The organism is Halobaculum limi (assembly GCF_029490015.1).
GTDB lineage: Archaea > Halobacteriota > Halobacteria > Halobacteriales > Haloferacaceae > Halobaculum > Halobaculum limi.
Window position 1 is genome coordinate 31,443 of sequence record NZ_CP120469.1, and the last position, 22,018, is coordinate 53,460.

The 22,018-nt window shown below is 64.2% G+C and carries 25 protein-coding genes; 12 read left to right on the forward strand and 13 right to left on the reverse strand.

Going from position 1 to position 22,018, the window contains the following annotated elements; genetic code table 11:
- Positions 1-10 precede the first annotated feature (10 nt).
- Both P0D77_RS15790 and P0D77_RS15795 read right to left on the reverse strand, forming a co-directional pair.
- On the reverse strand, positions 11-2,329 hold the full coding sequence (locus tag P0D77_RS15790) for an arylsulfatase (protein ID WP_277556072.1): 2,319 nt from the start codon (positions 2,327-2,329) through the stop codon (positions 11-13).
- 271 nt (positions 2,330-2,600) lie between these two features.
- On the reverse strand, positions 2,601-3,569 hold the full coding sequence (locus P0D77_RS15795) for a formylglycine-generating enzyme family protein (RefSeq protein ID WP_277556073.1): 969 nt from the start codon (positions 3,567-3,569) through the stop codon (positions 2,601-2,603).
- A gap of 220 nt (positions 3,570-3,789) precedes the next feature.
- Between P0D77_RS15795 and rtcA the strand changes: the two genes are divergently transcribed.
- A complete protein-coding gene (gene rtcA / locus P0D77_RS15800; RefSeq protein WP_277556075.1) occupies positions 3,790-4,842 on the forward strand; it encodes an RNA 3'-terminal phosphate cyclase in 1,053 nt (350 codons plus the stop codon).
- 142 nt (positions 4,843-4,984) lie between these two features.
- On the forward strand, positions 4,985-6,199 hold the full coding sequence (locus P0D77_RS15805) for a CBS domain-containing protein (RefSeq protein WP_277556076.1): 1,215 nt from the start codon (positions 4,985-4,987) through the stop codon (positions 6,197-6,199).
- Position 6,200: 1 nt separating this feature from the next.
- On the opposite strand, the gene P0D77_RS15810 is transcribed toward P0D77_RS15805, so the two are convergent.
- Complete coding sequence (locus P0D77_RS15810; RefSeq protein WP_321170538.1) at positions 6,201-6,563, reverse strand: hypothetical protein; 363 nt, start codon at positions 6,561-6,563, stop codon at positions 6,201-6,203.
- A gap of 260 nt (positions 6,564-6,823) precedes the next feature.
- On the opposite strand from P0D77_RS15810, the gene P0D77_RS15815 reads away from it, so the two are divergent.
- Positions 6,824-8,086, forward strand: coding sequence for a DUF6498-containing protein (locus P0D77_RS15815; protein WP_277556078.1), 1,263 nt, complete (start codon positions 6,824-6,826; stop codon positions 8,084-8,086).
- Between the two features lie 74 nt (positions 8,087-8,160).
- Here the strand turns inward: P0D77_RS15815 and P0D77_RS15820 are convergent, their stop codons facing one another.
- Positions 8,161-8,625, reverse strand: coding sequence for a hypothetical protein (locus P0D77_RS15820; protein WP_277556079.1), 465 nt, complete (start codon positions 8,623-8,625; stop codon positions 8,161-8,163).
- Positions 8,626-8,704: 79 nt separating this feature from the next.
- Entirely contained in the window at positions 8,705-9,412 is a 708-nt protein-coding gene (locus P0D77_RS15825; RefSeq protein WP_277556080.1) for a hypothetical protein, read from the reverse strand.
- Positions 9,413-9,545: 133 nt separating this feature from the next.
- Here P0D77_RS15825 and P0D77_RS15830 point away from each other — a divergent pair, with 133 nt between their 5' ends.
- Together P0D77_RS15830 and P0D77_RS15835 are read left to right on the forward strand one after the other, a co-directional pair.
- Positions 9,546-9,932, forward strand: a complete 387-nt coding sequence (locus P0D77_RS15830; protein WP_432764872.1) for a hypothetical protein — start codon at positions 9,546-9,548, stop codon at positions 9,930-9,932.
- Positions 9,933-9,979: 47 nt separating this feature from the next.
- Positions 9,980-10,360: a VanZ family protein gene (locus tag P0D77_RS15835; protein ID WP_277556083.1), complete on the forward strand. Its 381-nt coding sequence runs from the start codon at positions 9,980-9,982 to the stop codon at positions 10,358-10,360.
- A gap of 85 nt (positions 10,361-10,445) precedes the next feature.
- Here the strand turns inward: P0D77_RS15835 and P0D77_RS15840 are convergent, their stop codons facing one another.
- Positions 10,446-10,835 (reverse strand): metal-dependent transcriptional regulator, encoded by a 390-nt coding sequence (locus P0D77_RS15840; RefSeq protein WP_277556084.1) that lies wholly within the window; start codon positions 10,833-10,835, stop codon positions 10,446-10,448.
- A gap of 293 nt (positions 10,836-11,128) precedes the next feature.
- Here P0D77_RS15840 and P0D77_RS15845 point away from each other — a divergent pair, with 293 nt between their 5' ends.
- Positions 11,129-11,455: a NifU family protein gene (locus P0D77_RS15845; protein ID WP_277556085.1), complete on the forward strand. Its 327-nt coding sequence runs from the start codon at positions 11,129-11,131 to the stop codon at positions 11,453-11,455.
- A gap of 81 nt (positions 11,456-11,536) precedes the next feature.
- On the opposite strand, the gene P0D77_RS15850 is transcribed toward P0D77_RS15845, so the two are convergent.
- The 3 genes from P0D77_RS15850 to P0D77_RS15860 form a co-directional block, all read right to left on the reverse strand.
- Positions 11,537-12,373, reverse strand: coding sequence for a QcrA and Rieske domain-containing protein (locus P0D77_RS15850; protein ID WP_277556086.1), 837 nt, complete (start codon positions 12,371-12,373; stop codon positions 11,537-11,539).
- Between the two features lie 197 nt (positions 12,374-12,570).
- Entirely contained in the window at positions 12,571-12,996 is a 426-nt protein-coding gene (locus P0D77_RS15855) for a hypothetical protein (RefSeq protein ID WP_277556087.1), read from the reverse strand.
- 75 nt (positions 12,997-13,071) lie between these two features.
- Positions 13,072-13,470 (reverse strand): winged helix-turn-helix transcriptional regulator, encoded by a 399-nt coding sequence (locus P0D77_RS15860; RefSeq protein WP_277556088.1) that lies wholly within the window; start codon positions 13,468-13,470, stop codon positions 13,072-13,074.
- A gap of 73 nt (positions 13,471-13,543) precedes the next feature.
- Here P0D77_RS15860 and P0D77_RS15865 point away from each other — a divergent pair, with 73 nt between their 5' ends.
- From P0D77_RS15865 to P0D77_RS15875, 3 genes are all read left to right on the forward strand, one after another.
- Positions 13,544-14,242, forward strand: a complete 699-nt coding sequence (locus tag P0D77_RS15865; protein ID WP_277556089.1) for an NAD(P)-dependent oxidoreductase — start codon at positions 13,544-13,546, stop codon at positions 14,240-14,242.
- Entirely contained in the window at positions 14,239-15,150 is a 912-nt protein-coding gene (locus tag P0D77_RS15870; RefSeq protein ID WP_277556090.1) for an NmrA family NAD(P)-binding protein, read from the forward strand. Before P0D77_RS15865 ends, P0D77_RS15870 begins: the two co-directional genes overlap by 4 nt.
- Positions 15,151-15,336: 186 nt before the next feature.
- Complete coding sequence (locus tag P0D77_RS15875; protein ID WP_277556091.1) at positions 15,337-15,507, forward strand: hypothetical protein; 171 nt, start codon at positions 15,337-15,339, stop codon at positions 15,505-15,507.
- Positions 15,508-15,624: 117 nt separating this feature from the next.
- Here P0D77_RS15875 and P0D77_RS15880 read toward each other — a convergent pair whose 3' ends face one another.
- From P0D77_RS15880 to P0D77_RS15895, 4 genes are all read right to left on the reverse strand, one after another.
- Positions 15,625-17,010: a metallophosphoesterase gene (locus P0D77_RS15880; protein ID WP_277556093.1), complete on the reverse strand. Its 1,386-nt coding sequence runs from the start codon at positions 17,008-17,010 to the stop codon at positions 15,625-15,627.
- Between the two features lie 76 nt (positions 17,011-17,086).
- The gene (locus tag P0D77_RS15885; RefSeq protein ID WP_277556094.1) at positions 17,087-17,482 is read right to left on the reverse strand and encodes a DUF5518 domain-containing protein; all 396 of its coding nucleotides are present in this window, start codon (positions 17,480-17,482) and stop codon (positions 17,087-17,089) included.
- Positions 17,483-17,595: 113 nt separating this feature from the next.
- On the reverse strand, positions 17,596-18,210 hold the full coding sequence (locus P0D77_RS15890) for a DUF2238 domain-containing protein (RefSeq protein ID WP_277556251.1): 615 nt from the start codon (positions 18,208-18,210) through the stop codon (positions 17,596-17,598).
- A gap of 53 nt (positions 18,211-18,263) precedes the next feature.
- Positions 18,264-18,863 (reverse strand): hypothetical protein, encoded by a 600-nt coding sequence (locus P0D77_RS15895; RefSeq protein ID WP_277556095.1) that lies wholly within the window; start codon positions 18,861-18,863, stop codon positions 18,264-18,266.
- Positions 18,864-19,064: 201 nt separating this feature from the next.
- On the opposite strand from P0D77_RS15895, the gene P0D77_RS15900 reads away from it, so the two are divergent.
- The 3 genes from P0D77_RS15900 (at position 19,065) to P0D77_RS15910 (ending at position 21,974) form a co-directional block, all read left to right on the forward strand.
- The gene (locus tag P0D77_RS15900) at positions 19,065-19,739 is read left to right on the forward strand and encodes a TIGR00266 family protein (protein WP_277556096.1); all 675 of its coding nucleotides are present in this window, start codon (positions 19,065-19,067) and stop codon (positions 19,737-19,739) included.
- Positions 19,740-19,881: 142 nt separating this feature from the next.
- On the forward strand, positions 19,882-21,288 hold the full coding sequence (locus P0D77_RS15905; protein ID WP_277556097.1) for a TIGR00341 family protein: 1,407 nt from the start codon (positions 19,882-19,884) through the stop codon (positions 21,286-21,288).
- A gap of 224 nt (positions 21,289-21,512) precedes the next feature.
- Positions 21,513-21,974 carry a type IV pilin N-terminal domain-containing protein gene (locus P0D77_RS15910; protein ID WP_277556098.1) on the forward strand — a complete coding sequence of 154 codons (462 nt, stop codon included), beginning with the start codon at positions 21,513-21,515 and terminating at the stop codon, positions 21,972-21,974.
- The last annotated feature ends 44 nt before the right edge of the window (positions 21,975-22,018 follow it).

The following is a 22,018-nucleotide window of genomic DNA, read 5'->3' on the forward strand; positions in this document are numbered from 1 at the left end:
GGTTCTCCAGTTATTCTCTCGCCATAATGCGGTCCAGTTCGGCCTCCTCGTGAACGACTGCCTCGCCGCTGACGTCGACGGTGACGCGGGCGATGTCGCCCGTGAATTCGAAGGGCGTCTGCTCGCGGTAGGCGTCGGTGACGGCGTTCACGCTGTCCTTGCCACAGCTCAAACCGGCGGTAAGTCCGGTGGTGATGGGGGTCGTGACGGGAATCTCGCCTTCTCCGACCTGCGTGTCGTCGTAGTACAGGCGGACGGTTCCGGGTGTGCCCTTTCCGTTTTCGAACTCGGGTTCGCCGGTCACTTCGAACTCCATACTGACGGTGACGTCGCCCTCGGGGAGCATCTCGTCAGCGACAACCTCGTACTGGTCGACGCCGACGTAGTTGTGGACGAACTTGAGGCGGTTGTCCATCACGTACAACGAGTAGCCACCGGAGCGGGAGCCGTGAGCGAGCAAGACGCCCTCGGCGCCGCCTATCGGTACCGTCAGGTCGGCGGTGATGCTGTGGTCGCGGTTGAATACCTTCACAGCGGCGTTCTCGGGGACGTACTGGCCGCCCGGATGGTAGACGTACTTCTCGCGGGGTTTTCCGGGCTCTGGGCGCGCTTCGGCGAACCGCTGGACGCTGCGACCGTCCAGCGGAAGGACGTTGTGCTTGCCGGCTTCGGTCCACCAGAGCTGGGCGAGTTCGAGCACCTTCTCAGGATGCTCGCTCGCGACGTCGTGTGCTTCAGCGAAGTCCTCCTCGACGTGGTAGAGTTCCCACCCGGAGTCCTCCAGGGTGGTTGCTGAGAGATCCTCCGCAGTCATCGGCTTGCCGAACGGCCACGGGTGGACGGCGCGCCAGCCGTTGTGGTAGATTGCCCGGGTCCCGAGCATCTCGAAGTACTGGGTGGTGTGCTGTTCGGGCGCGTCCGCATTCTCGAACGTGTACGCGAAGCTCTGGCCTTCGATTGGCGACTGCGAGTAGCCTTTCACCTCCTCGGGCGAGTCGATACCGACCGCCTCGTAGATAGTCGGCGCGACGTCGATGGCGTGGACGAACTGATCGCGCACCTCGCCTTCCGCGTCGATACCGTTCGGCCACGACACGATCAGCGGGTCGCTGGCGCCGCCGCGGTATGTCTCTCGCTTCCAGCGACGGAACGGCGTGTTCCCCGCCCACGTCCAGCCCCACGGGTAATGGTTGAAGTGCTCGGGGCCGCCGAGGGTGTCCATCGCCTCGAGGTTCTCTTCGAGGTCCTCAGGAACGTTGTTGAAGAAGCGGTTCTCGTTCACGGATCCCGTCGGGCCGCCTTCGGCGCTGGCGCCGTTGTCAGAGACGAGCATCACGAGGGTGTCGTCGAGTTCGCCGATCTCTTCCAGGTAATCGAGCACTTTGCCGATTTGGGCGTCGGTGTGCTCGAGGAAGCCCGCGAACACTTCCATCATTCGCGCGTACAGTTTCTGTTCATCCTCGGAGAGCGAGTCCCAGCGACGGACGTCCTCGTTTTGCGGGGAGAGTTCGGTATCCTCGGGAACCACGCCTTCTGCCTTCTGTTGTTCGAGGATTCGTTCGCGGGCTTGGTCCCAGCCCATATCGAACTCCCCTTCGTACTTATCGGCCCACTCCTGGGGAACCTGGTGCGGTGCGTGGCACGCACCGGGCGCAAAGTACGAGAAGAACGGCTTGTCGGGGTCGACCTGTTTCGCGTCCCCGATGAACTCGATGGCGCGCTGTGCGAGGTCCTCCGTAAGGTGGTAGCCCTCTTCGGGCGTCGCCGGGGGGTCGACCTGATGATTGTCGTGGATGAGTGCGGGCGTGTACTGGTCGGTGTCACCGCCGAGGAACCCGTAGAAGCGCTCGAAGCCACGGTTGAGCGGCCACTGGTCGTATGGGCCGGCAGCACTCGTGGATTCGGCGGGTGTGAGATGCCACTTTCCGAGGTGGTACGTGCTGTACCCCTCCTCGACGAGTGCTTCGGGTATCATCCCGTTCTCGTGGGGGATGTGCCCGTTGTAGCCCGGGAAGCCGGTCGAGATCTCGGCTATGCCGGCCATACTGTTCGAGTGGTGGTTTCGCCCGGTCATCAGACACGAGCGGGTCGGCGAGCACAGCGCGGTCGTGTGGAAGTTGTTGTAGCGCAACCCGTCGTCGGCGAGGCGGTCGATATTCGGGGTGTCGACGAGGCCACCATAGCAGCCGAGCTGACCGAAGCCGACGTCGTCGAGCGTGATGAGGAGGACGTTCGGAGCGTTTTCAGGTGCTCGTGTCTGCTCGGGCCACCACGGCTCCGATTCATCGTACGTACGGCCGATGTGGCCGTGAAATTCTTGATCTGGCATGTGTCTCAGTGGGTTCATCGGGCCGCGGTCAAGAGTGACAGAACACAGACACGAGGTCGGCGGGTTTCGTTCTGACTTCGAGACAATCGGCCGTCGCACCCGATGTGAACTGTCCCTCCTCCTGCGTTCTTTGTTATGTATTGACAGTTTGTTGATAAGCCGACCTTTGGGGCTGGTAACGAGTGATTTCGAGCAGGAGACGGACCGACTCCAAAATCAGCGGGGCCGTTCTTTCGGCACTTCCTACCGTCTCTCGTTCCCCGAGAGTCAGCTACTCCGCTTCCGGCACGATACAGCGGAATCCGACGTGACTCGTCGAGGTGTCGATCGGTTGTGGGTATCGGGCCGCTGGGCGGTAGCGGAAGCAGTAGTTCGGCGCACACAGGTGTGACCCACCTTTCAACACCCGTCTCGGGATCGCGGAGGGGTCACGCGGGTCGATACTCTGTTTCTCGTCGGCACTGTGCGGATTCGTCGGTGTGCAACACGCCGGGGAATCACCAGCCGTCGGGTCCGCGCTGAACCAGTCGCGGGTCCACTCCCAGACGTTCCCGGCCACGTCGTAGAGGCCGAACTCGTTGGACGGAAACGCCCCGACCGGGGAGGTGCGCTCGTATCCGTCGTGGACCGTGTTCTCCTGTGGGAACTGTCCCTGCCACGTGTTGGCCATCGGTGTTCCGTCCGGCGTGTGCTCGTTGCCCCAGACGAACCGCTTGTGTTCGAGTCCGCCGCGTGCGGCGCGTTCCCACTGCGCCTCGGTCGGCAGTCGCTTCCCGGTCCACTCGGCGTACGCTTGGGCGTCCTCGTAGGTGACGTGGACGACGGGGTGGTCGAGCAGGCCGTCGAGGGTACTGTCGGGTCCGAGAGGTTGGTGCCAGCACGCGTCCTCGACGTACTCCCACCACTGGTTCGGGTTTCTGGTGTCGACGGGGCCGTCTGGCGACATGAAGACGGCAGACCCCGGGACGAGGTCATCCGGGGCTGCACCCGGGTAGTCGTCGGGATCTGGGTCACGCTCGGCGACCGTCGTGTAGCCCGTCTCGTCGACGAACGTGGCGAACTCGGCGTTCGTCACCGGCGACTCGTCCATCCAGAACCCATCGACGGTCACTTCCCGGACGGGCGCTTCTTCGGGGTAGAACTCCTCAGACCCCATCGTGAACTGTCCACCGGGCACCCAGACCATCTCGTCGCTCGGCGATTCGTGCGGCGGTTCGACGTCGGTTGGTGCGTGTGTCATCGGTGTGGTATCTCCTCGGTGTACTGCGCTCCTCACCGTCGCACGTCGGCATCGGTGCAGGTTACAGCGCCTTGCAAGCCGAACACGAGCGATTTGCCCTTTGTAACAGCGTCCGAAACGCTGGTGTGGCTGTGCTTACCAGCGGAAGATTCGCCTCATTCGGGCGGTGTCACCGACGTGTGGATCATCTTCAGGAGCCTCGTCGCCGAATCGAAGCGATATGAACACCCACCCGACGATCACTATCGACGGAACCGACGGCGGTGGCCAACTGCTCCGAACGGCGCTGGCGCTCTCGGCCGTCACCGAGACTCCGTTCCGAATCGAGAACGTCCGCGGCGCTCGTCCCGACCCCGGACTCAAGCCGCAACACTGCACCGCGGTCGAACTCGTCGCGGAGTTGTGTGACGCCGACGTCGACGGCGCCGAGATCGGGTCCGATTCGTTGACCGTTCGGCCCGGGAGTGCGCGCCGGACGCCCCTGCAGGTCGGCGTCGGCACCGCAGGGAGCGTCACGCTCCTGTTCGACACTGTCTTGCCGATCGCGGCGACGTACGACGACCCGTTCAGCCTGACTGCGACGGGGGGAACGAACGTGAAGTGGTCACCGACGGTCGAGTACCACGAGTTGGTGAAGGCACCGCTCTTGCAGAACTGGGGGCTGAAAACTACCGTCGACTGCGCGAAGACCGGCTTCTACCCCGCTGGCGGCGGCGAGGCAACCATCGAGACGACGCCGTCAGCGCTCTCGTCGTTCGACCTCGACGCACGCGGCACGCTCGATACAGTGGAAATCTACTCGAAGGCGTCCGAAGAACTCAGCGAAGCCGAGGTCGCGGACCGACAGGCCGACCGCGCACGGGAAGCACTTCAGGAGGCGGGACTCCCAGCCGAGCGACGACGTGTCGAGTACGTCTCGACTCTATCGACGGGGTCGTCGCTCCTGCTTCGAGGGGTCTACGAACACTCAGTGGTCGGGTTCGACGCACTCGGCGAACGAGGGCGCACGTCCGAGGCCGTCGCCGACAGCGCCGTCCAGCAGTTCACCGCGTTTCACGCCAACGACGCCCCGGTGGACGTGTATATGGCCGATCAGTTGATGACCGTCTTGGCGCTCGCGGGCGGGCGCGTTCGAATCCCGTCCGTCAGCGAACACGTCCGGACGAACCTGGAGGTGGTCACGGCGTTCGGGAGCGATATGACGCTCGGCCGAACGACAGACGGTGAGCCGGTGCTGGAGGCGTCGCCACTCTCGGCAGTACACTCCTCGTAGTGGAACTTCCACTGTCCCCCTCCAGTTTCTCAACTTCCGGCGACGACCAACGAGTCCTTGTGAATTGGTAACGAATTTAAATGCGCCATCAGTGTGGCCGTAGCCTGATCGCACATCGACCAACCGAAACACAGTCACAACAATGGATATCGCCGATATCGTCTCAGAGGACTACGTAGAGTTCCCACCGGACACGCCCGTCTCGAAGCTCGTGGGCGCGTTCGAGGATCCAACCGTCAGGGGAGTCGTGGTACACGGCGACGAGTACGAGGGAGTGGTCACCCGGAGACAACTCGCAACCTCACACCACCAACCCACCGAGAAGGTGGGATCGCTCGTCTGGCACGTCCCTCGCCTCGACCCCCACGAGGACGTTCGCAAGGTCGCGCAACTGATGATCGACAGCGACGCCCACATACTCCCAGTCTTCGAGGGGCGCGCCCTCCGCGGCGTCGTCACCGACGACGACATCTTGGAGGCCGTCCAGCCGTTCCTCGACGCGGCGACCGTCGAGGAGGCGTACACCGCCGACCTCGTCACGCTCGACCCCGAATCGACCTTCGGCGAGGCCCTCCACATCCTCCGGGAGAATCGGATCAGTCACGTCCCGGTCGTCGAAGACGACGCGGCGGTCGGAATCTTCAGCCTCTACGACCTGACTGGGCTCACCGTCCGCGCCTCGACGCAGAGCCAGGGTGGGAACGCGGGTGGGACGGACTCGTTCGGCGGCAACATCTCCACCAGTACCGGTCGGGCACACGGCGGGTTCGGTGCCAGAGAGGGAGAGACCAGCCGAATTCTGGACCTTCCGGTTCGGGACGTGATGATCACTCCGGTACACACGATCCAACCGGATCAGACGCTCGATCAGGCCGTCGAAGGGATGTTCGCGATAGACGCTTCCTCGCTCGTCGTCACGGGAGACGGGCGACCGTTTGGAATCGTCACGAAGACCGATATCCTCGATTCGCTCACCTGGGAAGCGGGTGGCAATCGCTCCGTTCAACTCTACGGTTCCGAACTTCTGGACGATATCCAGTACGAGGATATCGTGTCGATGATCGAAAAGTTCGACGACAGAGATCACGGGATGGCCGTCCTAGACGCGAAGATCCACCTCCACGAACACGACGAGAAATTCCGCGGGACGCCGCTGTTACTCGCTCGTATCCGCCTGTACACGGACCAAGGCCTGTATATGGCGTCCGGAGAGGGGTATGGTGCGAAGCACGCCATCAACGAGGCACGAGACGTACTCGAACGTCAGATCCGTGAGCGCAAGACGTACGCCAAGAGCAAGAAGCCGCCGAGCGAGGAGTTCTGGGAGAAACGGTTCGGCTGGCTACTCGAGGAGTGACTCACCGTACCGCCTCGTCGATTCCTCTGGCGAACTCCTCAGCGCGTTGTGAGCCGACGAGGACTGCACGCCCGTCCGTCCGCTCGATCCAGACGCCCTCGGTACCACTGACGTTGTACGCGATTTTCCCGGGTGCCCAGCGGAGACCCCAACCGCCGAAATCACGAAGCGGCCGGTACTCCGTGGCTTCGTATCGCTCGATCTCTGACCAGGGAATGTGACGGAACGATCGATGAAGCGGCCACATCTTCAGATAGATTCCGTCTGCGCGAACTTCTGTCTGGAGACGAAGACTGTAGACGAATCCAGCGACCACGCTCAGGATAAGGAGTCCTCCCCACGAGACGGGTCCCAACGCGAGCACGAAAACTGCGACTCCGCCGAGTAGTGCCCAGACCCACGGCTGACGAAACCGTTGGACTTCACGAAATACTGCTTCTTGTTCCATACCTGTGTCGTATGGAGTTGGAAGTGCTGGGTAATGGACTCTCCGGCGTTCGAGGGCTACTTGTGGGACGACGCTCTCTCGGTACGATGTACCTGTGACGGCTGGCGTCAACCGCAGGGTTGTTTGTCTCCGCGCTGCGACCGCCGACCGTGTTGGGCCGCGCCACGCTTTCGTCGGTGCCGTCCACCGCCCTCCTCTCCGGACTCGTCGTTCCGGTCGGTGTTCTCTACTTGGGCTGGCCGATAGCGGTCGTTCTCGGGGTGTTCGTCCTCGAAGTGTGGGCCGTCGTCTTCTGGGCCATCGTGAAAATCCCGTTCGCAGCCAAGCGCCCCCGGAATATGATCGACGGAGACGACCGCCTCCTCGGTCCACTGCAGACGAAACGGGGATCACTCACTCTGCCGGGACCTCTCCCTCCGGTCTACCTTCGGAACATCCCGACGCTGCTCGTGACAGCGGGTTTCCTCGCGCCCCTCGAAGTCGGTGTGACGGTTCTCGTGTTCGCGTTCACCGATCCGACGATCACCACTCCGGTCGTCGAACAGTTGTTGCTCGGTGGCGCGGGCGTGTTCCTCGCTGAAGGGATCGAGACCGTACGCGAGTACTTCCTCCGTAGCGGATTTCGCGAACACTCGGCGCGGTCAGTCGTCCTCGTACCATTCAAACGGCTCTTCGGCGTCGGAGCGCTGCTGTTCGTCGCGGGGCCGCTTCAGGGCTCCGCAGTGAGCGGTGAGGCCGTCCTCGGACTCGTCGTCATCGGCAAGTTGTGCTACGACCTCCGGCGGTTCCAGGTAGCGCGCAATCCCGATGCTCGGGGGCTGTTCTATCGCCTCTACGGGAGCGCCGAGACCGAACCGAACCCGGTCCCTGTCGAGGTCCCCCCGGGTGAGCCACTCGTCCGCGAACGACCACCCCGGGGCGCGGCACTGTTCGACGCGATATACCGTGGTGTGACGTACACGCTCACGAGCGGCGTCCTTGTCGTGTACCTCGCGGCTGTATTCTTCCTCGTGTTCGGCGCGACGGCTGTCGGCAGCATCGCTCTCGGAATCGCTGCCGTGTTCGCGTGCGTCAGAGCGGGTTCGCGGTACCTGCGGTACGGGACCGTCGAGTATCGGGGGTACGACGGCACGCTCGTCGTCTACGACCGACTGCTTGGGGAGCCACAAGCCAGGCTCGAACGGACCGCAGTGACCGACGTCGAGGTAACTGGGGACACCATCGACAGCGTGTTTGACACACAGACGGTTCGCTTAAGCGGGGCAGACGACGGCGACACGCCACCAGTCCGACTCACGATCCCCGACCCCGAAGAACTGGATGGCGACGACGCCAACGCGAACTCTTCGGTATCACTCGTCCACGTCCGCGCGCATCGGGCACTGGTCGACGCCCTCGGCGTCAGTTGGCACTTGGACGAGTCGACCGGTTCGGCGTAGCGAGAGTCGCCGTCGTCGTTGTGAGTGTGCTCACGCCACTCCGTCACACGAATGCAAGGAGGAAGCCCACGGCTTTAGCCGTGGGAGGAATCCGACTCTCGCTTGGAGCGAAGCGATGCGAGGCCGTAGGCCCCGCCCGCCGAGACGAAGCCAGCGACGCCCGTGGCGGCGAGGTAGATGGTCGCTCTGAACCCAGGTTCGAAGACGGGGATCGCTACAAACGCACCGACCGCGACACAGAGACAGACGTACGCGAGGTATCGGTCGTACACGGCGGGGTAGTCGAGTTCGCTCAGGGCTTCACTCGCTGATTCACCGGACCGCGCTCGCCGCCGGGTGAGCCCGCTGTCGGTTTCTTCGGCGATGAATCGGAGTCGGACTCGGGCCGCGAAGAGGCCCAGCGTGCCCCCACCGAGCAGCGCTTCACGGAAGTCGATGTGAACGACGATTGGGAGTACTGCCCCGAGAAGAACGCAACAGACGGCGAGCGCGACCGCTTCAGCGAGGTCACGACCCAAGAGAGGACGAGACCCTACCACGGGCCCACTCCGGAACGATGGGTGATACGCTCGCGTACGGGTGTGGAACCTGGGGATGAACGATAGTGCTGAAGAGTGGTCAATGGAGGTACTGTTGCTGCCGCGTCTGTTCGAACGTCTGTCCCAACGCTTGGGCCGCCGCAGCATCTGCACACGACACTCGATACTCACTGTGGACGAAGTACTGGCGTCGCAGTCGGACTGTATCGTCACGAATGGAGACGGAGAGCCGATCCCACGGGACGTACGTAGCCCCGAGTGGTTGCTCCTCGTCGAAGACGACTCCAGAGTCAATGACGGTCAGGGAGCGGGTTTGTTCGCCAGAGAACTGCGCGGCGACGGCCATCACAATCGCCGCTCCTGCCGCACCGCCGATGTCGAGTTGTCCCAGTGCCGCCGTGATCACGAGGAACACCGGGATCGCGCCTACAGCAAGTGGGAGACCGTACCATCGAGTGACAAAAGTCGCCTCGGCGGTCGCGTGTGCCTGCTCTGTCCGCGCGCGTTGCTGACCGCGATGTGCCGTCCCCGCGACTATCGGGACGATTCCGACACCGACAGCGACGATAGCCCGAACGACAGTCGCTCGTGTGAGTCCGAACTGGCCTGTCGCCGCCGCTACGACGACTGCGGTGGCCGGTGCAGCGATGGCGACGCCGAACGCGACGTCGGCTTTCCGAGTGACCGCAGTCTCGAGTCGCTCGGGAACTTGGCCGATACCGACCCACCCGAACAGTGCGGCGAGGAGTCCGAGTGCGATACCACCTCCTGGGGCGGTTGGCCACAAAATGGGTTGAAATAACCCGACGATAGCACCGGTCGAGACCGCGAATGCGACGGGGAGGGGTCCAGTAGCGGGGACGCGAGCGCGCACAGTTTCGAGTGTATAACTGGCGACATAATACCGATGGGTTCGATCGCTGTCGTGCGACGGGCCAGTCGTACAGTCGGGTGCAATAGCTCAGTCGTACTGCCTACTCTCGCTCAGTCACGCCGACACCGACCGCGACGTGTTCCTGGCCCAAGCCACCGCGCACGGTGTCGAGGACGTCGTCGACGAACTCTGCAGCTATCTCGAAACCAGCGTCGGCACTGTCGCTCCACTACGTATCACCCAAGACTCCATTGCTACTCAAGGCGAACACGTACGTATGGTGTCAAAACGGTACCACCGCTGTAACCTCGACGGCAGGGATTTTGCGAGGGGTGACAGACTCGAAGGCCACGTCGAGCGTCGGAACCCGAACGAGGATCTCCACAGGTGGGTCGTCGCCGAATCTTCCGAGCGAGACCTCACGTTCGAGTGATCGTGCTCGTTCCTCGTCTCGAACCGCGACGGGGTGACGCGTCGGATATGCGAAGTCGATCTGCACCCGCTCCCTGGAAGCCGGCCGCCTACTCGACTGCCGTCTTGCTCCTCGCGTCCGTCGTGCCGTCACCGCTCGAACGACGGTCCGAGTGGGATCGCGTGGGTCCGGACAAGTTCCTGCACCTCGTCGGACACGCGGGGCACTCCGTGACGCTCGCGAACGCACTCAGGGCCGAACGATACACCGACCGAGAGGCGGCGATTCTCGCGGTTGCGCTGTCGACGACGCTGAGCCTCGCGAGCGGTCGTCTCCAGCGGTGGGTTCCCGGGCGAGCCTTCGAGTACGAAGACGTCGTCGCTGGGCTGATCGGTTCGGCCCTCGGCGTGTCGTGGTGGTACGTGACCACCGACTCGGAGGGCGAATAGGGCACGACGGGTGAGAGTTCGACGCGGTAGTGTGGCCAACGACGACTAGATGGCGTGGACACCACGCCGGTCCACACGGTCGCGCTCAGTTCTGTGGCTCCTCGGGTGTCCGAGAGACCGCTCCCGAGAGCAACGAGTCCGCGAGGCGTTCGGCTACTTCGGGAGTGAGCGTCCCCGCTATCTCTAGCGCCTGCCGTTCGTAGTCGTCGAGGTCGAGAACGCCACGGAAGAACCACGAGAGCGCCACGTACGTCTCGTGGAGTTCGGCCGCCCGTTCGCGACCGGGTTCGGTCAGCGACGCTCCCTTGTACGGTTCGTACTCGACGAGGCCGTCTTCGGCGAGCGCTTTCATCATCTCAGTTGCGGACGCCGGTGTCCGGTCGAGTCGGGCGGCGACCGTGCCCGTCTGTATCGGTGGCTCTCGTTGGTGTTCGCAGATGTACAGCGCGAGTAGGTATTGCGTCGAGTTACTCATCGCTCGCTCCCTCATCGGGTGTTCGCGGGGTCACTGCTCCCGCCGCGCGCTCCGCCGACGGGACCGTAGTCTGTCGAACGCGCATATTTTTCGGTTAGCCTAAAACATCAAAGGTCTGTCGGTGCGACGGGACCGCGGATGCGGCGCGTGCCGGCACGGGCCGACTGCTCGACTCGCAATCAGTCAAATTACAACACGAATGGGCTATTTTAGGTTGCTCAAAACCAATTTTTGTGGTTTAGGCTTCCCAAACTGGACAATATTATAATGTCTCGCCCCATTGGTCAACGTGTATGAGTGCACAAGGGCTCGAACGGCGAACGGCGAACTACCTGAGCAACCACGTCCCGCAGATCCAGCAACACGGCGGCCACTTCGAGATCGAAGATGTGAACGAAGAGACCGGTGAGGTCACCGTGGCCATCGGCGGCGCGTGTTCTGGTTGTGGCATCGCGCCGATGACGATCAAGGCCATCGAGCGTCGTCTTCCCGAAGACCTCGACGAGGTGACATCGGTAACGGTCCGCCGCGCGGGCGGCCCGCGAGCGGCGGTGATGCCGAACAAGACGGACGAGATGGAAGAGATGAACGAGTACGAGGACTACTCGCCGCCGTTCTAATCGAAACCGGCGTCTAATCGTGCCCCGATCGACACGCCCGTGCCGGGTGGTCGTCTGGGCCGCCTTTCTGGGCTCCCGAACTCACTCTTCGGGCCGGGGAAACGCGACGAACGTCTGCTGTTCGATGGTGAACGGGTCGTACACCGACTGGTGACACGGACAGTACACGAGATCGCTCGCGCCAAACCGGGCGCTCTGTTCGGTCGTTTTGTACCCGGGGACACAACAGAAGTGCGTACATTTGTTGAGGAACGCGATGACGCCGTCTTGCGTGCTCGCCGCCAGCCACTCGTCGTCTGCGGCCAGTCGTTCGACGACCGGGCTTCGAATGATCTGCACTGGTAACGGCTGTTCGACATCCTGTGAGCGCCACTCTGCGACGGCGGGTTTACCGAGGCCTGCCTCCCCGATATTATTGCCCCACGTCTCGTAATCGTCGAAATCGGAGATATTGACTCGGTCTCCAGGGGTCACGTTGGTCTCTTGCCATTCGTACGGGGGGTTGTTCGTGTACCTGAGGAAGTCGTCTTGGTCGGCGTCCGGGACGACACCCTCGGCATTCTGCACACCGCAGTACTGGAACCACTCGCTAGAGTAGGTAACACCGCCGAGTTCCATCTCTGCGACCGCAACCGTGCGTCCACCCTGCTGAATCTCAGTGACCGTGGGCCAGATGCCGCGGATGAATCCCTCGTCGTCGATTCGGATCGGAACCTGTGGCATCCCGCGCGGGGCGGGGCCGTCGACCAACGTGTTGCCGAAATACTGCGTGATGCCGCCGCCAGCCCCCTGTGGACTGGTCGCCGAGTTGACGACGGCGCTGCCGGTGGCTCCGAACCCTACCAGTACCGCGCCGCCCAACACGCCCTTCACGAACCGTCGTCGCCCCGACTCACTGGGGTACTTGTCTTCGTCCATAGTCTCTCCCGAACGGGCCGAGGCCAGCGACGCCACTCCGATCACACGCGCCGCGAGCGACTTGGTCACGTTCGATTATTTCCATACGTTCTCTGACATCATAGCGGTTGCGCGGCGAGACGAGAGCGTCGCACTCGTCGTCGTCCATTCGTACGCGCGCCGTTCGAACCGGGGGCCTCGGTCGATTTCCAGCGACGTCAATCGGCGTACGTCGACGCAGCGCGGGCGCCCTCTGAGCGGCAGCAGCCGTCGGTGTGACCGCCCTCCGCGTCGTTCACGGCGAGGTCGGTCATCTGGTCGAACGCCGACAGCGGATCGTTGTCGAACTTCCAGCGAAGCCGCGCACGGGCGAGTAAACTGAGTCGCCGCCGCATCGTCAGCGTTGGCCGAGTCGACAGCACGTCGTAGCCGTGGTCGCAGACGAGGCGCCGCAGCGTCGCCCGTTCGTCCGCCAGTCCGCCGACCGCGCCCGCCGATTGCTCGGGCTTCGTCGCTTCGAGGCGCGTGATTGGGGTGTCGCGACGGGCTGATTCCTCGGCGTCCTCGGTCACCTCGACGGGGCCGGCCGAGTCGAGGGCGTCGACGACGAGCGTCACCACCACGCTCCCGCCGAACAGTCGCACATCGGCGCGGTCCTGACGGTCAGATGTCGTCTCGCGAGGCCGCCTCGTCCACCCACTCGACCCGAACGACGGCGACTACCACCCGTCGTCGAACTCGTCCATCCAGTCGCGCAGTTCGCGGAACACCCCGTCGAGTGCGCGTGCCCGTTCGGTGGCCTCGTACTCGACCCGCGGGGGAATCTCCTCGTACTGCGTCCGGGTGATCAGCCCCGCTGCTTCGAACTCGTCGAGGCGGGCCGAGAGCGTGTTCGGCGAGATGTCGAGTTCTGCCTCCAACTCCGAGAAGCGCCACGGCGCTCCTCGCCGCTCGCCGCCGTGGACGACGGTGTACAGCGTTCGGATCGCGTGTGCCCGACCTAGCAACTCCAGGAGGTCGGAGGCGGGGTGGTCGCCGTCTTCGGTCGTCGGGCACGCCGCCGGCGGGGCGTCCGTACGGCCCGCGGCCCCGTCCGCGTGAGTTCCTGTCTCGTCCATATGTACTACAGATTCTATAGTGGCTTCAATACTCGTACTTTTTCGTTCCACTCCCTCACTACGGGGGATCGTAGTGACTCCGAGTGACGGGACGTTGATGGTTATTGGCTCTCGCGACGTACTCGGTGCTGTGCGAATTACGATCCTCGGCTCGACTGGCAGAACCGGCCTCCCACTCGTCGACCGGGCGCTCGACGCCGGCCACGACGTGGTCGCGTTCGCCCGAACGCCCTCGAAACTCGGCGACCGCCGCGACCACGAGCGACTCACGGTGGTCGCGGGTGACGTCACCGATGCCGACGCCGTCGCGGAAGCGGTCGCGGGCGCGGACGCGGTCGTCTCCGTCCTCGGCCACGCCGAGGGGGCACCCGACGACCTGCTGACAGTCGCGGGCGACCACGCGATCGCGGCGATGCGTGACCACGGTGTCGACCGCTACGTCACGCTGGTCGGCGCAGGGGTCAGGACCACGCGCGACCCCGGCCAGTCGCTCGGCGGGCGGGTGATGAACGCGGCGTTGCGCCTGTTCGCTGGCACCGTTCTCGAAGATGCGAGACGCCACGTCGACCACGTCACCGACACCGACCTCGACTGGACCGTCGTTCGCCCCCCACGACTCACCGAGGGGCCGTACACTGGGGAGATAGAAGCCGGATACCTCCGTTTGGGCGTGGGGGATTCGCTCTCCCGCGAGAACCTCGCGGCGTTCGTCCTCTCGTGTGTCGAGGACGACGAGTGGGTCCGTGAACTCCCGATGGTTACCGAGCGATGACGGCGTCCGACACCGACACAGACAGCGTCGGCGACGCGGTACACACCACGCCGACAGTCGGCACGAGCGACGTCCTCGTGACGGCCGCCACGGGCACCGTCGGTCGCCACGTCGTCGAGTATCTCCTCGACGGCGGCGCGACCGTCCGCGCGGGCACACGGACCCCGGAGCGCGCGTCGCTCCCGGACGGCGCTCACCCGACGGCGTTCGACTACGAGCGACCGGAGACGTGGGGGGCAGCACTCTCCGAGACCGACGGCGTGTTCCTCGTCCTCCCGCCCGGCACGACCGGAGCAGACCGCGTCGCAGCGTTCGCAGAGGCGGCCGACCGCGTCGGCGTCGACCGAATCGTGTTCCTCTCGACGCTCGGCGCAGACCGCCTCCCGATACTCCCGCACCGTCGGGTCGAACGGCGACTCGAACCGCTGTCGGCGACGACGACGTTCCTCCGGGCGTCGTTCTTTCTGCAGAACCTCACCGAAGTGCACGGCGAGGAGATTCGCGCGACGGGCGAGATTCTCGTCCCCGCGGGCGACGGGCGCACGTCGTTCGTCGACGCCCGAGACGTCGCCGCCGTCGCGGCGGCGGCGCTGACCGACGAGACGCCGCCGCCGGGTGCACTCGACCTCACCGGGTCGGCGGCATTGACGTACCACGAGGTCGCTGCGGTCTGTTCGGAGGCGACGGGCCGCGACATCGACTACCGAGCGCCGTCGGCTCTGACGTTCCTCCGACAGAGCGTTCCGAAACGCGGACTCGGCTTCTCGCTGACGATGGTCGGCATCTATACCACCGCACGACTCGGACTGGCGGGGCGTGTGACCGACACGGTCGCAGAGATACTCGGTCGACCGCCCCGAACCGTTCGGGAGTTCGCCGCCGACAACGCCGACGCGTGGCAAGCGTAGCCGACCGGTCGCCAGTTCACCCATCGGTACGCGCGGATTTCGACGCCGAAAGCCAAGCATACGCTGAGTGTGACCGCCACACTGCCGCCGGCAGGGCTCGCTCGGTACATCCCGAGAACCCCTCAGTAAGCCTTCAGACACCGTTATGTACTCTGGTCGCTGGAACGGTGGTAGGTACCGAGTAACATGCACAGGCCCTCACGATCCACGACCGACGTGACGACGCGGATCGACTGCGAGAACACCGGCGGCTACTCCGTCAAGCCCGGGCTATTCGGCTACGAATACTGCCCGTTCTGCGGCCACGCCGTCGGAGACGCCGACACGCACCGCGTTACCCTCACGGCACCGCCCTGAACCTGGGCTGGCAGTTTGGACCGGACAGTTCCGGTGTACAGACGCGTCGCCATCGCTGGATCCGCCGTCGCCGCGTGAGCGGCAGTCTGTGACCAGTTGTTCACCTCTCGACTGGGCTCAGTCGGCGCGCCCCGGGTCGCTCGCTTCTGGCGTCGACTCGGTCGGATCAGTCTCTGTCTGTTGCCATCCGTCGATAACAGTTCTTGCGGGAATCGGATCGTCGGGTGACGGCGTGAGCGTGAGTAGTCGCTCCAGCCAGGTGAGGTCGTGTGGCTGTTGCTTCTCGATCACCTCGTAGTCGACCGCGACGTCCCCGTCGACCTCGGCGATCCGGACGTAGTTGAGTTTGAACGACGGGTAGTACACCCACGGGAGCAGTCCCAACACGACGGAGCGACGCTGGAAGCGCTTGAGCCACGTGCCAGTGTTGACGACCGCTCGGTCGTCGACCGGCGTGACGGCGGCGCGGTGGGTGTGCCCGTAGACGAACACGGCGACGTCGGGGTTGTTGGCGAACACCGTTCGCGCGGCGTCGACGTAGCGGTCAGCGACTGTTTCGGGTTCTTCACTGCGGACGATACCGAAGCGCGCGAGCGTCCCCCTGACGTCGCGCGCGAGGACGTACAGCGGCACCGCCATCACGACCAACAACAGCATCACGACGATGTTGACGACGATGATCAGATCGATGACGGCTCCGACGACGTTGAGCGACGCGAGCAGTTGCGAGAAGGCCGCGTAGGGTGCTCCCCACACACCGGTCGCTGACAACACGAACAGGAGGAACACTATCGAGCTGATGTTGAACAGCAACAAGAATGGCAGCGCGACGTACCGGAGGAATGGGCTCATCTCGCGGTAGAAGTACATCGAGGTGACCCAGGACGGAATCTCGGTCATCGGCGTCACGGACTGGATGTCCTTGAGCCAGTTGTACTTCCCTCGCTTGGAGAGTTTCCCGGCCTTGCTCGTTACCTGTTGGTTGACGAAGTAGCCCGGTGGGTTCGCGTAGGGGTTGCCGAAGTCGGGGCTGGCGTTGTTCGGGTCGCGCTGTTGGCCGTGTTCGATCCAGATGGTCCGACCGGCGACCTCTCGGGTGATGACGACGTCTTGCTCGAGGGTGACGTTGTACTCCGCGAGGCGGTCGACGTACTCCGGGTAGCACGCGAGTTCGTAGTCGTGGTTCCCGGGGATGATCGTGATGGGGACATGTTCGCCGGTCGCACGCAACTGCTCGAACAACTCGGGGTACAACTCCACGAGTGCGTCGAACTTCTCCATCCCGTCTAACTCGGTGAACTCCCACAGGCCGAACAGGTCGCCGTTTACGATCAGTTCGGCGTCCTCCTCGCGGGCCGCGAGGTCACGCAAGAACGCGAGCAGTTCGGACTCGAACTCCATCTCCTGGAGCGCCTCGTCGCCGCCGATGTGGAGGTCGCTGATGAAGTAGTAGCGCGTCGCGTCTGTCGGCGTCGCGTCTGTCGAGGTGTCTGTGGGTGTCATCGATGCTCGTATGAAAAATCAGTTCGGACGAGGACTTCGGTGGTCGCTGTCCGGGTAGTACAGTGGTTGCGCGCGCTCAGGCCGCGGGGCGGCCCATCTCGACGTCGGTGTCGCCGTGGAGCAGTCCGCCGACTGCACCACCGACGATGCCGGGAACGGCGGTAAATACGATCAGCGCCAGCGCGGCCAGTCCGATGCTGAGGCCGAGGAAGCCTGTGACGAGCGTTCCGAGGACCGTCAGGATGAGCGTCACGACGACTGCCCCGAACGTGGACCCGAGTGCGCCGTGGAACGCGTCGCTGACGAGCGACCTGTTGTTCATGTAGCCCGCCACACCACCGGCGATCAGGCCGGCCAGTCCCGCTCCGATGACCGGAAGGGTCGCGCTCGTGAACGGGAGACCAAGGCCGCTGATCAGTCCGATGAGGATCGACGCCAAAAACCCGCCCAGTACCGCTCTCCAGTTGACCATACCACGATGACGACGTGTCAGGTATTAACGAAAGTTTCAATTTCCGGACCCCTGTTCGCCACCAACTGCCCCGTTGAAGCCGCATACGACAGGAACAGGCCTTCGTCATCCGATTACCGCCCACGCTCGTTCGACCTGCCGTCCAGTCGGGCAGCGAGTTGGTCGGAGACGCCGGTCAGGTGCGCCGTCGCGAACACGGCGACGAGGATGCCACCGATGGAGTTGTACACCAAGTCGAGGATGGTGTCGTCGAGGCCGTACTGCGTGAGCACCTGTGTCATACCGAGTGCCGACGAGACGACGCCGATGTAGAACTCCACCAGTTCCCAGATGACGCCGAACGCCATCACGAACAGCAGGATGTACGCGAACATGAACAGCGGCGGCAACTCGATGTGTTCGGAGTGGACTTGGAACGCCCGGATCACGGCATAAGCACTCCCAGCGACGAGTGACGACGACAGCGCGTGGGTCATATGATCCCACCATCCCAGCGCCTTGTAGGGGCTGAGAAACTCCAGTCCGGGGAGCGGCAGCGTCCCCAGGGCGTGCAGGAACATCGCGACCGTGATCCACAACACGAGGCCGACGCTCATCGTCACGTCGAAGCGGCGGCGCAGGAGTGCGGGCAGGAACGTGACCAGTAGCCCGACGGCGGCGTTGACCGCGACGCCGGAGTTGCCAAACACCACGCCGATCACGACCATCACCGCCAGCAGCACCTGCATCAGTCGGACTGCGACTGACGGGAGTGAGCCAGGGATGGTCCGACGTTCGGTGATCACGCGACCACCTCCTCGGGCGGTTGCACGGCCTCACGCGAGAGCAGGCGCCGGAAGTACCACCGGAACACCAAGCCAGCGCCGACTCCGGCGACGGCCGCGGCGGTGAAGACGTACATCAACTCGTCGTTCGTCTCGACGAAGGCGGTCCCGACCAACACCGCCGAGGCGGCCGACCCCACAGCCCAAAAGCCCGCTGTCGCCAGGGTCGCGATGACGACGAACGCGATAGCGAAGTTGGGCGTCATCCGCACCGTCGTCACCAACTGGAGTGCGACGACGACCAACAGCGCGAGCGTGGCGACGCTGAGGCCGATGATCACCTCACCGAAGAAGCCCGGCTGACCCGTGCCGACCACTAACGGAATCGCCGCAATCGCCAGCAGCGGCCACGAGATAGTACGCGTCCACACGCCGGCGACCAGCGGTGGGACGACGGCGACGAACGTCGCGACTGCCGCCACCGCCAGCACCGCCAACAGCCCCGCGAGGAACGCGGCGACCGCGATGCCAGCGAGGACGACGGTGATCACCCACGAAATCGCGGCGTTGACGCGAGCGTCGCGAACGAACCACTCCTCCGGCAGTTGTCGACTCATTATGTGCTCCGATCGGCGTGCACCGGCTACCGCTGCACGCCTGAACGGTTAGTATGGTCGACACGTACGCCCAAATACGAACGTTCACACTCGGGCCATCTCTGACCCCGACACGTTCCTCGAACTGTCACGACTACGTCTTATTCTCGACAAATGGGCGCACCTGACTCCTTTTTGTTGTCTGACGGTGACACTCGTGGTATGGAGTACGACATCACGTCCAGACCCTCGTACGCGTTGCTCACTGTCTCGCTCGACGCCGAGGAGGCGATCCGCGCCGAATCCGGCGCGATGGTGAGCCACGACGCTGGCATCGACATCGAGACGAACGCGACTGGTGGCTTCCTCAAGTCCGTCCGGCGCGCCTTCGGCGGCGAGAGTTTCTTCCAGAATACGTTCACCGCGCGCGAGGCGGGCGACGTGTCGTTCGCGCCACCGCTGCCCGGCGACGTTGAGCACGTCGCCCTCAGCGACGAGACGATGTTCGTGCAGTCGGGGTCGTACCTCGCGGGTGCGTCGACGCTCGACGTCGACACTGACTTCGGTGGCGCGAAGTCGTTCTTCGGCGGTGAGGGGCTGTTCCTCCTGCGGGTCAGCGGCACCGGACCGCTGTTCCTGTCGAGTTACGGTGCGATCGAAGCGGTCGACCTCGACGATCGCGACACGTTCGTCGTCGACACCGGCCACATCGTCGCGTTCGAGGAGTCGGCCGACTTCACCGTCCGGAAGGTGGGCGGCCTGCGCTCGACGCTGACCAGCGGTGAGGGCCTCGTCTGTGAGTTCTCCGGATCGGGGACCGTCTACCTCCAGTCGCGCAGTCAAGACGCGTTCCTCTCGTGGCTCATCCCCCAGTTGCCGACGCAGTCGTCGGCGTAGTTGGAGAACCGACGTGCGCGGTCAGACGGAATCGCCCACGGTTCGGGCGGCGCACGGGTCACGACACACCGTTTGTCTCCAGTCGCAGGCCCGTGCAAATCGTCGCGCGAGATAACCGCCCGAACGACGAACCGTTCGCCCGATGCGCCTCGTCCGGACGCTGGTCCCCGCCGACGCCGTCGCTGCCGTCGAGGAGGTACTCGACGGCTACGACATCGACCACGTCGTCGTCAAAGAGACGGGCGGCGACGACGACCGAGTCCTCGTCGAGTTTCCAGTCCCGACCCAGGCGGTCGAGTCCGTCCTCGAAGCGGTTCGTGAAGCCGCCGGCGACGACGCCGGGCACGACCAGGAGGGGCGTGACGCGTACACGGTCGTCACGGCTGCCGAATCCGTGTTCGCGCCCCACGTCGACGAACTGGAGGAGCGATTCGTCACCGGCGACGAGGAGGACGACAGCATCCCCACCGAGGAGGTCCGCTCGACCGCGTTGGATCTGACGCCCAGTCCCGTGACCTACTACGCGATGACGGCGCTGAGCGCGGTGGTCGCGACGGCCGGACTACTGTTGGACTCGCCGGCTATCGTCGTCGGGTCGATGGTGATCGCACCCCTCGTTGGCTCTGCGCTCACCGCCAGCGTGGGGACCGTCCTCGACGAGCGTCCGATGCTCAAGACGGGACTGTCGACGCAACTGCTCGGCCTGGCGCTGGCGGTCGCGGTCGCCGCGGCGTTCAGTTTCGCGCTGAAATCTGCCGCGTTCCTCCCGCCGGCGCTCGACGTGACGACCACCCGGCAGATCGCGAGTCGTGTCTCGCCAGGCCTTCTGTCTGTCGTCGTCGGCGTCTGTGCGGGCGCGGCCGGAGCAGTCGGCCTGGCGACGGGGGTGTCGGTCGCACTCGTCGGCGTGATGGTCGCCGCGGCACTCGTCCCGGCGGCCGCGGCCGTTGGCATCGGTATCGCGTGGGGGCTTCCATCCGTCGCGTTCGGCGCGTTACTCCTCCTCGTGTTGAACGTCATCGCCATCCACCTCGCGGCGGCGGGCGTCCTCTGGATCCTGGGCTACCGGCCGACTGACTGGACCGCAGGCGAGGACGACCGGATCTCGCCGTCGAAAGTTGCCTCGCTCGTGGCGGTCGCGTTCGTACTCGCGACGGCGTTCGTCGGCACCGCTGCCGTCGCTGGTGAGCAGGTCGCCTTCGAGCGACAGGCAAACGGCGTCGTCGCCGACGTTCTTGACCGGTCCGAGTACAGTCGGCTGGAACTCGTCTCGGTAGACACGTCGCTCCCAGTTCCTGCTCCCATCTCTGTCGGAGCGGACCGAACAGTGTCGGTCGTCGTCGCTCGGCCCGCAGACACCGGGTATCCCGATCTAGCGCGAACGATCGCGGCGGGGATCGACCGCGAGACGGGGCACTCGGTGACTGTGACCGTCGAGTACGTTGACCGGCAGCGATACCCCGCTAAAACCTCCGCGATGTCGTCTAGTCGAGTCGGTACGCGCTGGTCGACTCCACTCCTGGAATTCCGTCTTCCGACCAACGACTAGATGGCTCGCTCCGCGCTCGCTCGCTTCGGTTAATGTAGCAAAAACCGTACGACAGCGTTGACTTCGTTGTGACGGCTCTCTCGACCGAACTTGGGGTGGCTACGAGTGTACTAACACGTCGGCACCCGCTCTATAACAAATGTAGCCTGGTAAGTATCTGGAGGTAACGTCGGCAACAAGTGAGTTGGAATCGGTCCGAGTCCGTTGGTAGCCGACGAAGACAGATGAAACTCGCATCCCTCATCCAAGCCGCCCGTAACGAACACACGAACTCAGACGACCGCGCTGTCTCGCCAGTCATCGGCGTCATCCTGATGGTCGCCGTCACGGTCATTCTCGCGGCCGTCGTGGGGTCGATGGCGCTCGGCCTCGGCGGCAGCCTCCAACAGATCGCCCCCAACGCGAACTTCCAGTTCGAGTACACTGCTGACGGGCCGGACAACTACGACGTCACTGCGACCCACATGGGTGGCGATGTCATTACGGCGCAGGAGACCTCCTCTCTCTCGCTGATCGCAGTCGGTGTTGCCACTCCCGAAGAATTCAACCTCTCTGTCAGCTCTGTCAGCGCGGGTAACTCTGTGACGCTCGAAGACGTCTCCAACAACACCGTTGTCCGCGTCGTCTGGACCTCCGCTGACGGCGGGTCCAGCCAGACGCTCGCCTCCGGTCGGACTCCCCAGTAATACCACTGAACGACGGCAGCTACTCGGATCTACTTAACTGGTTA

Coding starts and splice junctions, on each gene's coding strand:
- P0D77_RS15790 (WP_277556072.1), bottom strand. CDS start 2,329: ATGCCAGATCAAGAATTTCACGGCCACATCGGCCGTACGTACGATGAA.
- P0D77_RS15795 (WP_277556073.1), bottom strand. CDS start 3,569: ATGACACACGCACCAACCGACGTCGAACCGCCGCACGAATCGCCGAGC.
- rtcA (WP_277556075.1), top strand. CDS start 3,790: ATGAACACCCACCCGACGATCACTATCGACGGAACCGACGGCGGTGGC.
- P0D77_RS15805 (WP_277556076.1), top strand. CDS start 4,985: ATGGATATCGCCGATATCGTCTCAGAGGACTACGTAGAGTTCCCACCG.
- P0D77_RS15835 (WP_277556083.1), top strand. CDS start 9,980: ATGCGAAGTCGATCTGCACCCGCTCCCTGGAAGCCGGCCGCCTACTCG.
- P0D77_RS15840 (WP_277556084.1), bottom strand. CDS start 10,835: ATGAGTAACTCGACGCAATACCTACTCGCGCTGTACATCTGCGAACAC.
- P0D77_RS15845 (WP_277556085.1), top strand. CDS start 11,129: ATGAGTGCACAAGGGCTCGAACGGCGAACGGCGAACTACCTGAGCAAC.
- P0D77_RS15850 (WP_277556086.1), bottom strand. CDS start 12,373: ATGGACGAAGACAAGTACCCCAGTGAGTCGGGGCGACGACGGTTCGTG.
- P0D77_RS15860 (WP_277556088.1), bottom strand. CDS start 13,470: ATGGACGAGACAGGAACTCACGCGGACGGGGCCGCGGGCCGTACGGAC.
- P0D77_RS15870 (WP_277556090.1), top strand. CDS start 14,239: ATGACGGCGTCCGACACCGACACAGACAGCGTCGGCGACGCGGTACAC.
- P0D77_RS15875 (WP_277556091.1), top strand. CDS start 15,337: ATGCACAGGCCCTCACGATCCACGACCGACGTGACGACGCGGATCGAC.
- P0D77_RS15880 (WP_277556093.1), bottom strand. CDS start 17,010: ATGACACCCACAGACACCTCGACAGACGCGACGCCGACAGACGCGACG.
- P0D77_RS15885 (WP_277556094.1), bottom strand. CDS start 17,482: ATGGTCAACTGGAGAGCGGTACTGGGCGGGTTTTTGGCGTCGATCCTC.
- P0D77_RS15890 (WP_277556251.1), bottom strand. CDS start 18,210: ATGCAGGTGCTGCTGGCGGTGATGGTCGTGATCGGCGTGGTGTTTGGC.
- P0D77_RS15895 (WP_277556095.1), bottom strand. CDS start 18,863: ATGAGTCGACAACTGCCGGAGGAGTGGTTCGTTCGCGACGCTCGCGTC.
- P0D77_RS15900 (WP_277556096.1), top strand. CDS start 19,065: ATGGAGTACGACATCACGTCCAGACCCTCGTACGCGTTGCTCACTGTC.
- P0D77_RS15905 (WP_277556097.1), top strand. CDS start 19,882: ATGCGCCTCGTCCGGACGCTGGTCCCCGCCGACGCCGTCGCTGCCGTC.
- P0D77_RS15910 (WP_277556098.1), top strand. CDS start 21,513: ATGAAACTCGCATCCCTCATCCAAGCCGCCCGTAACGAACACACGAAC.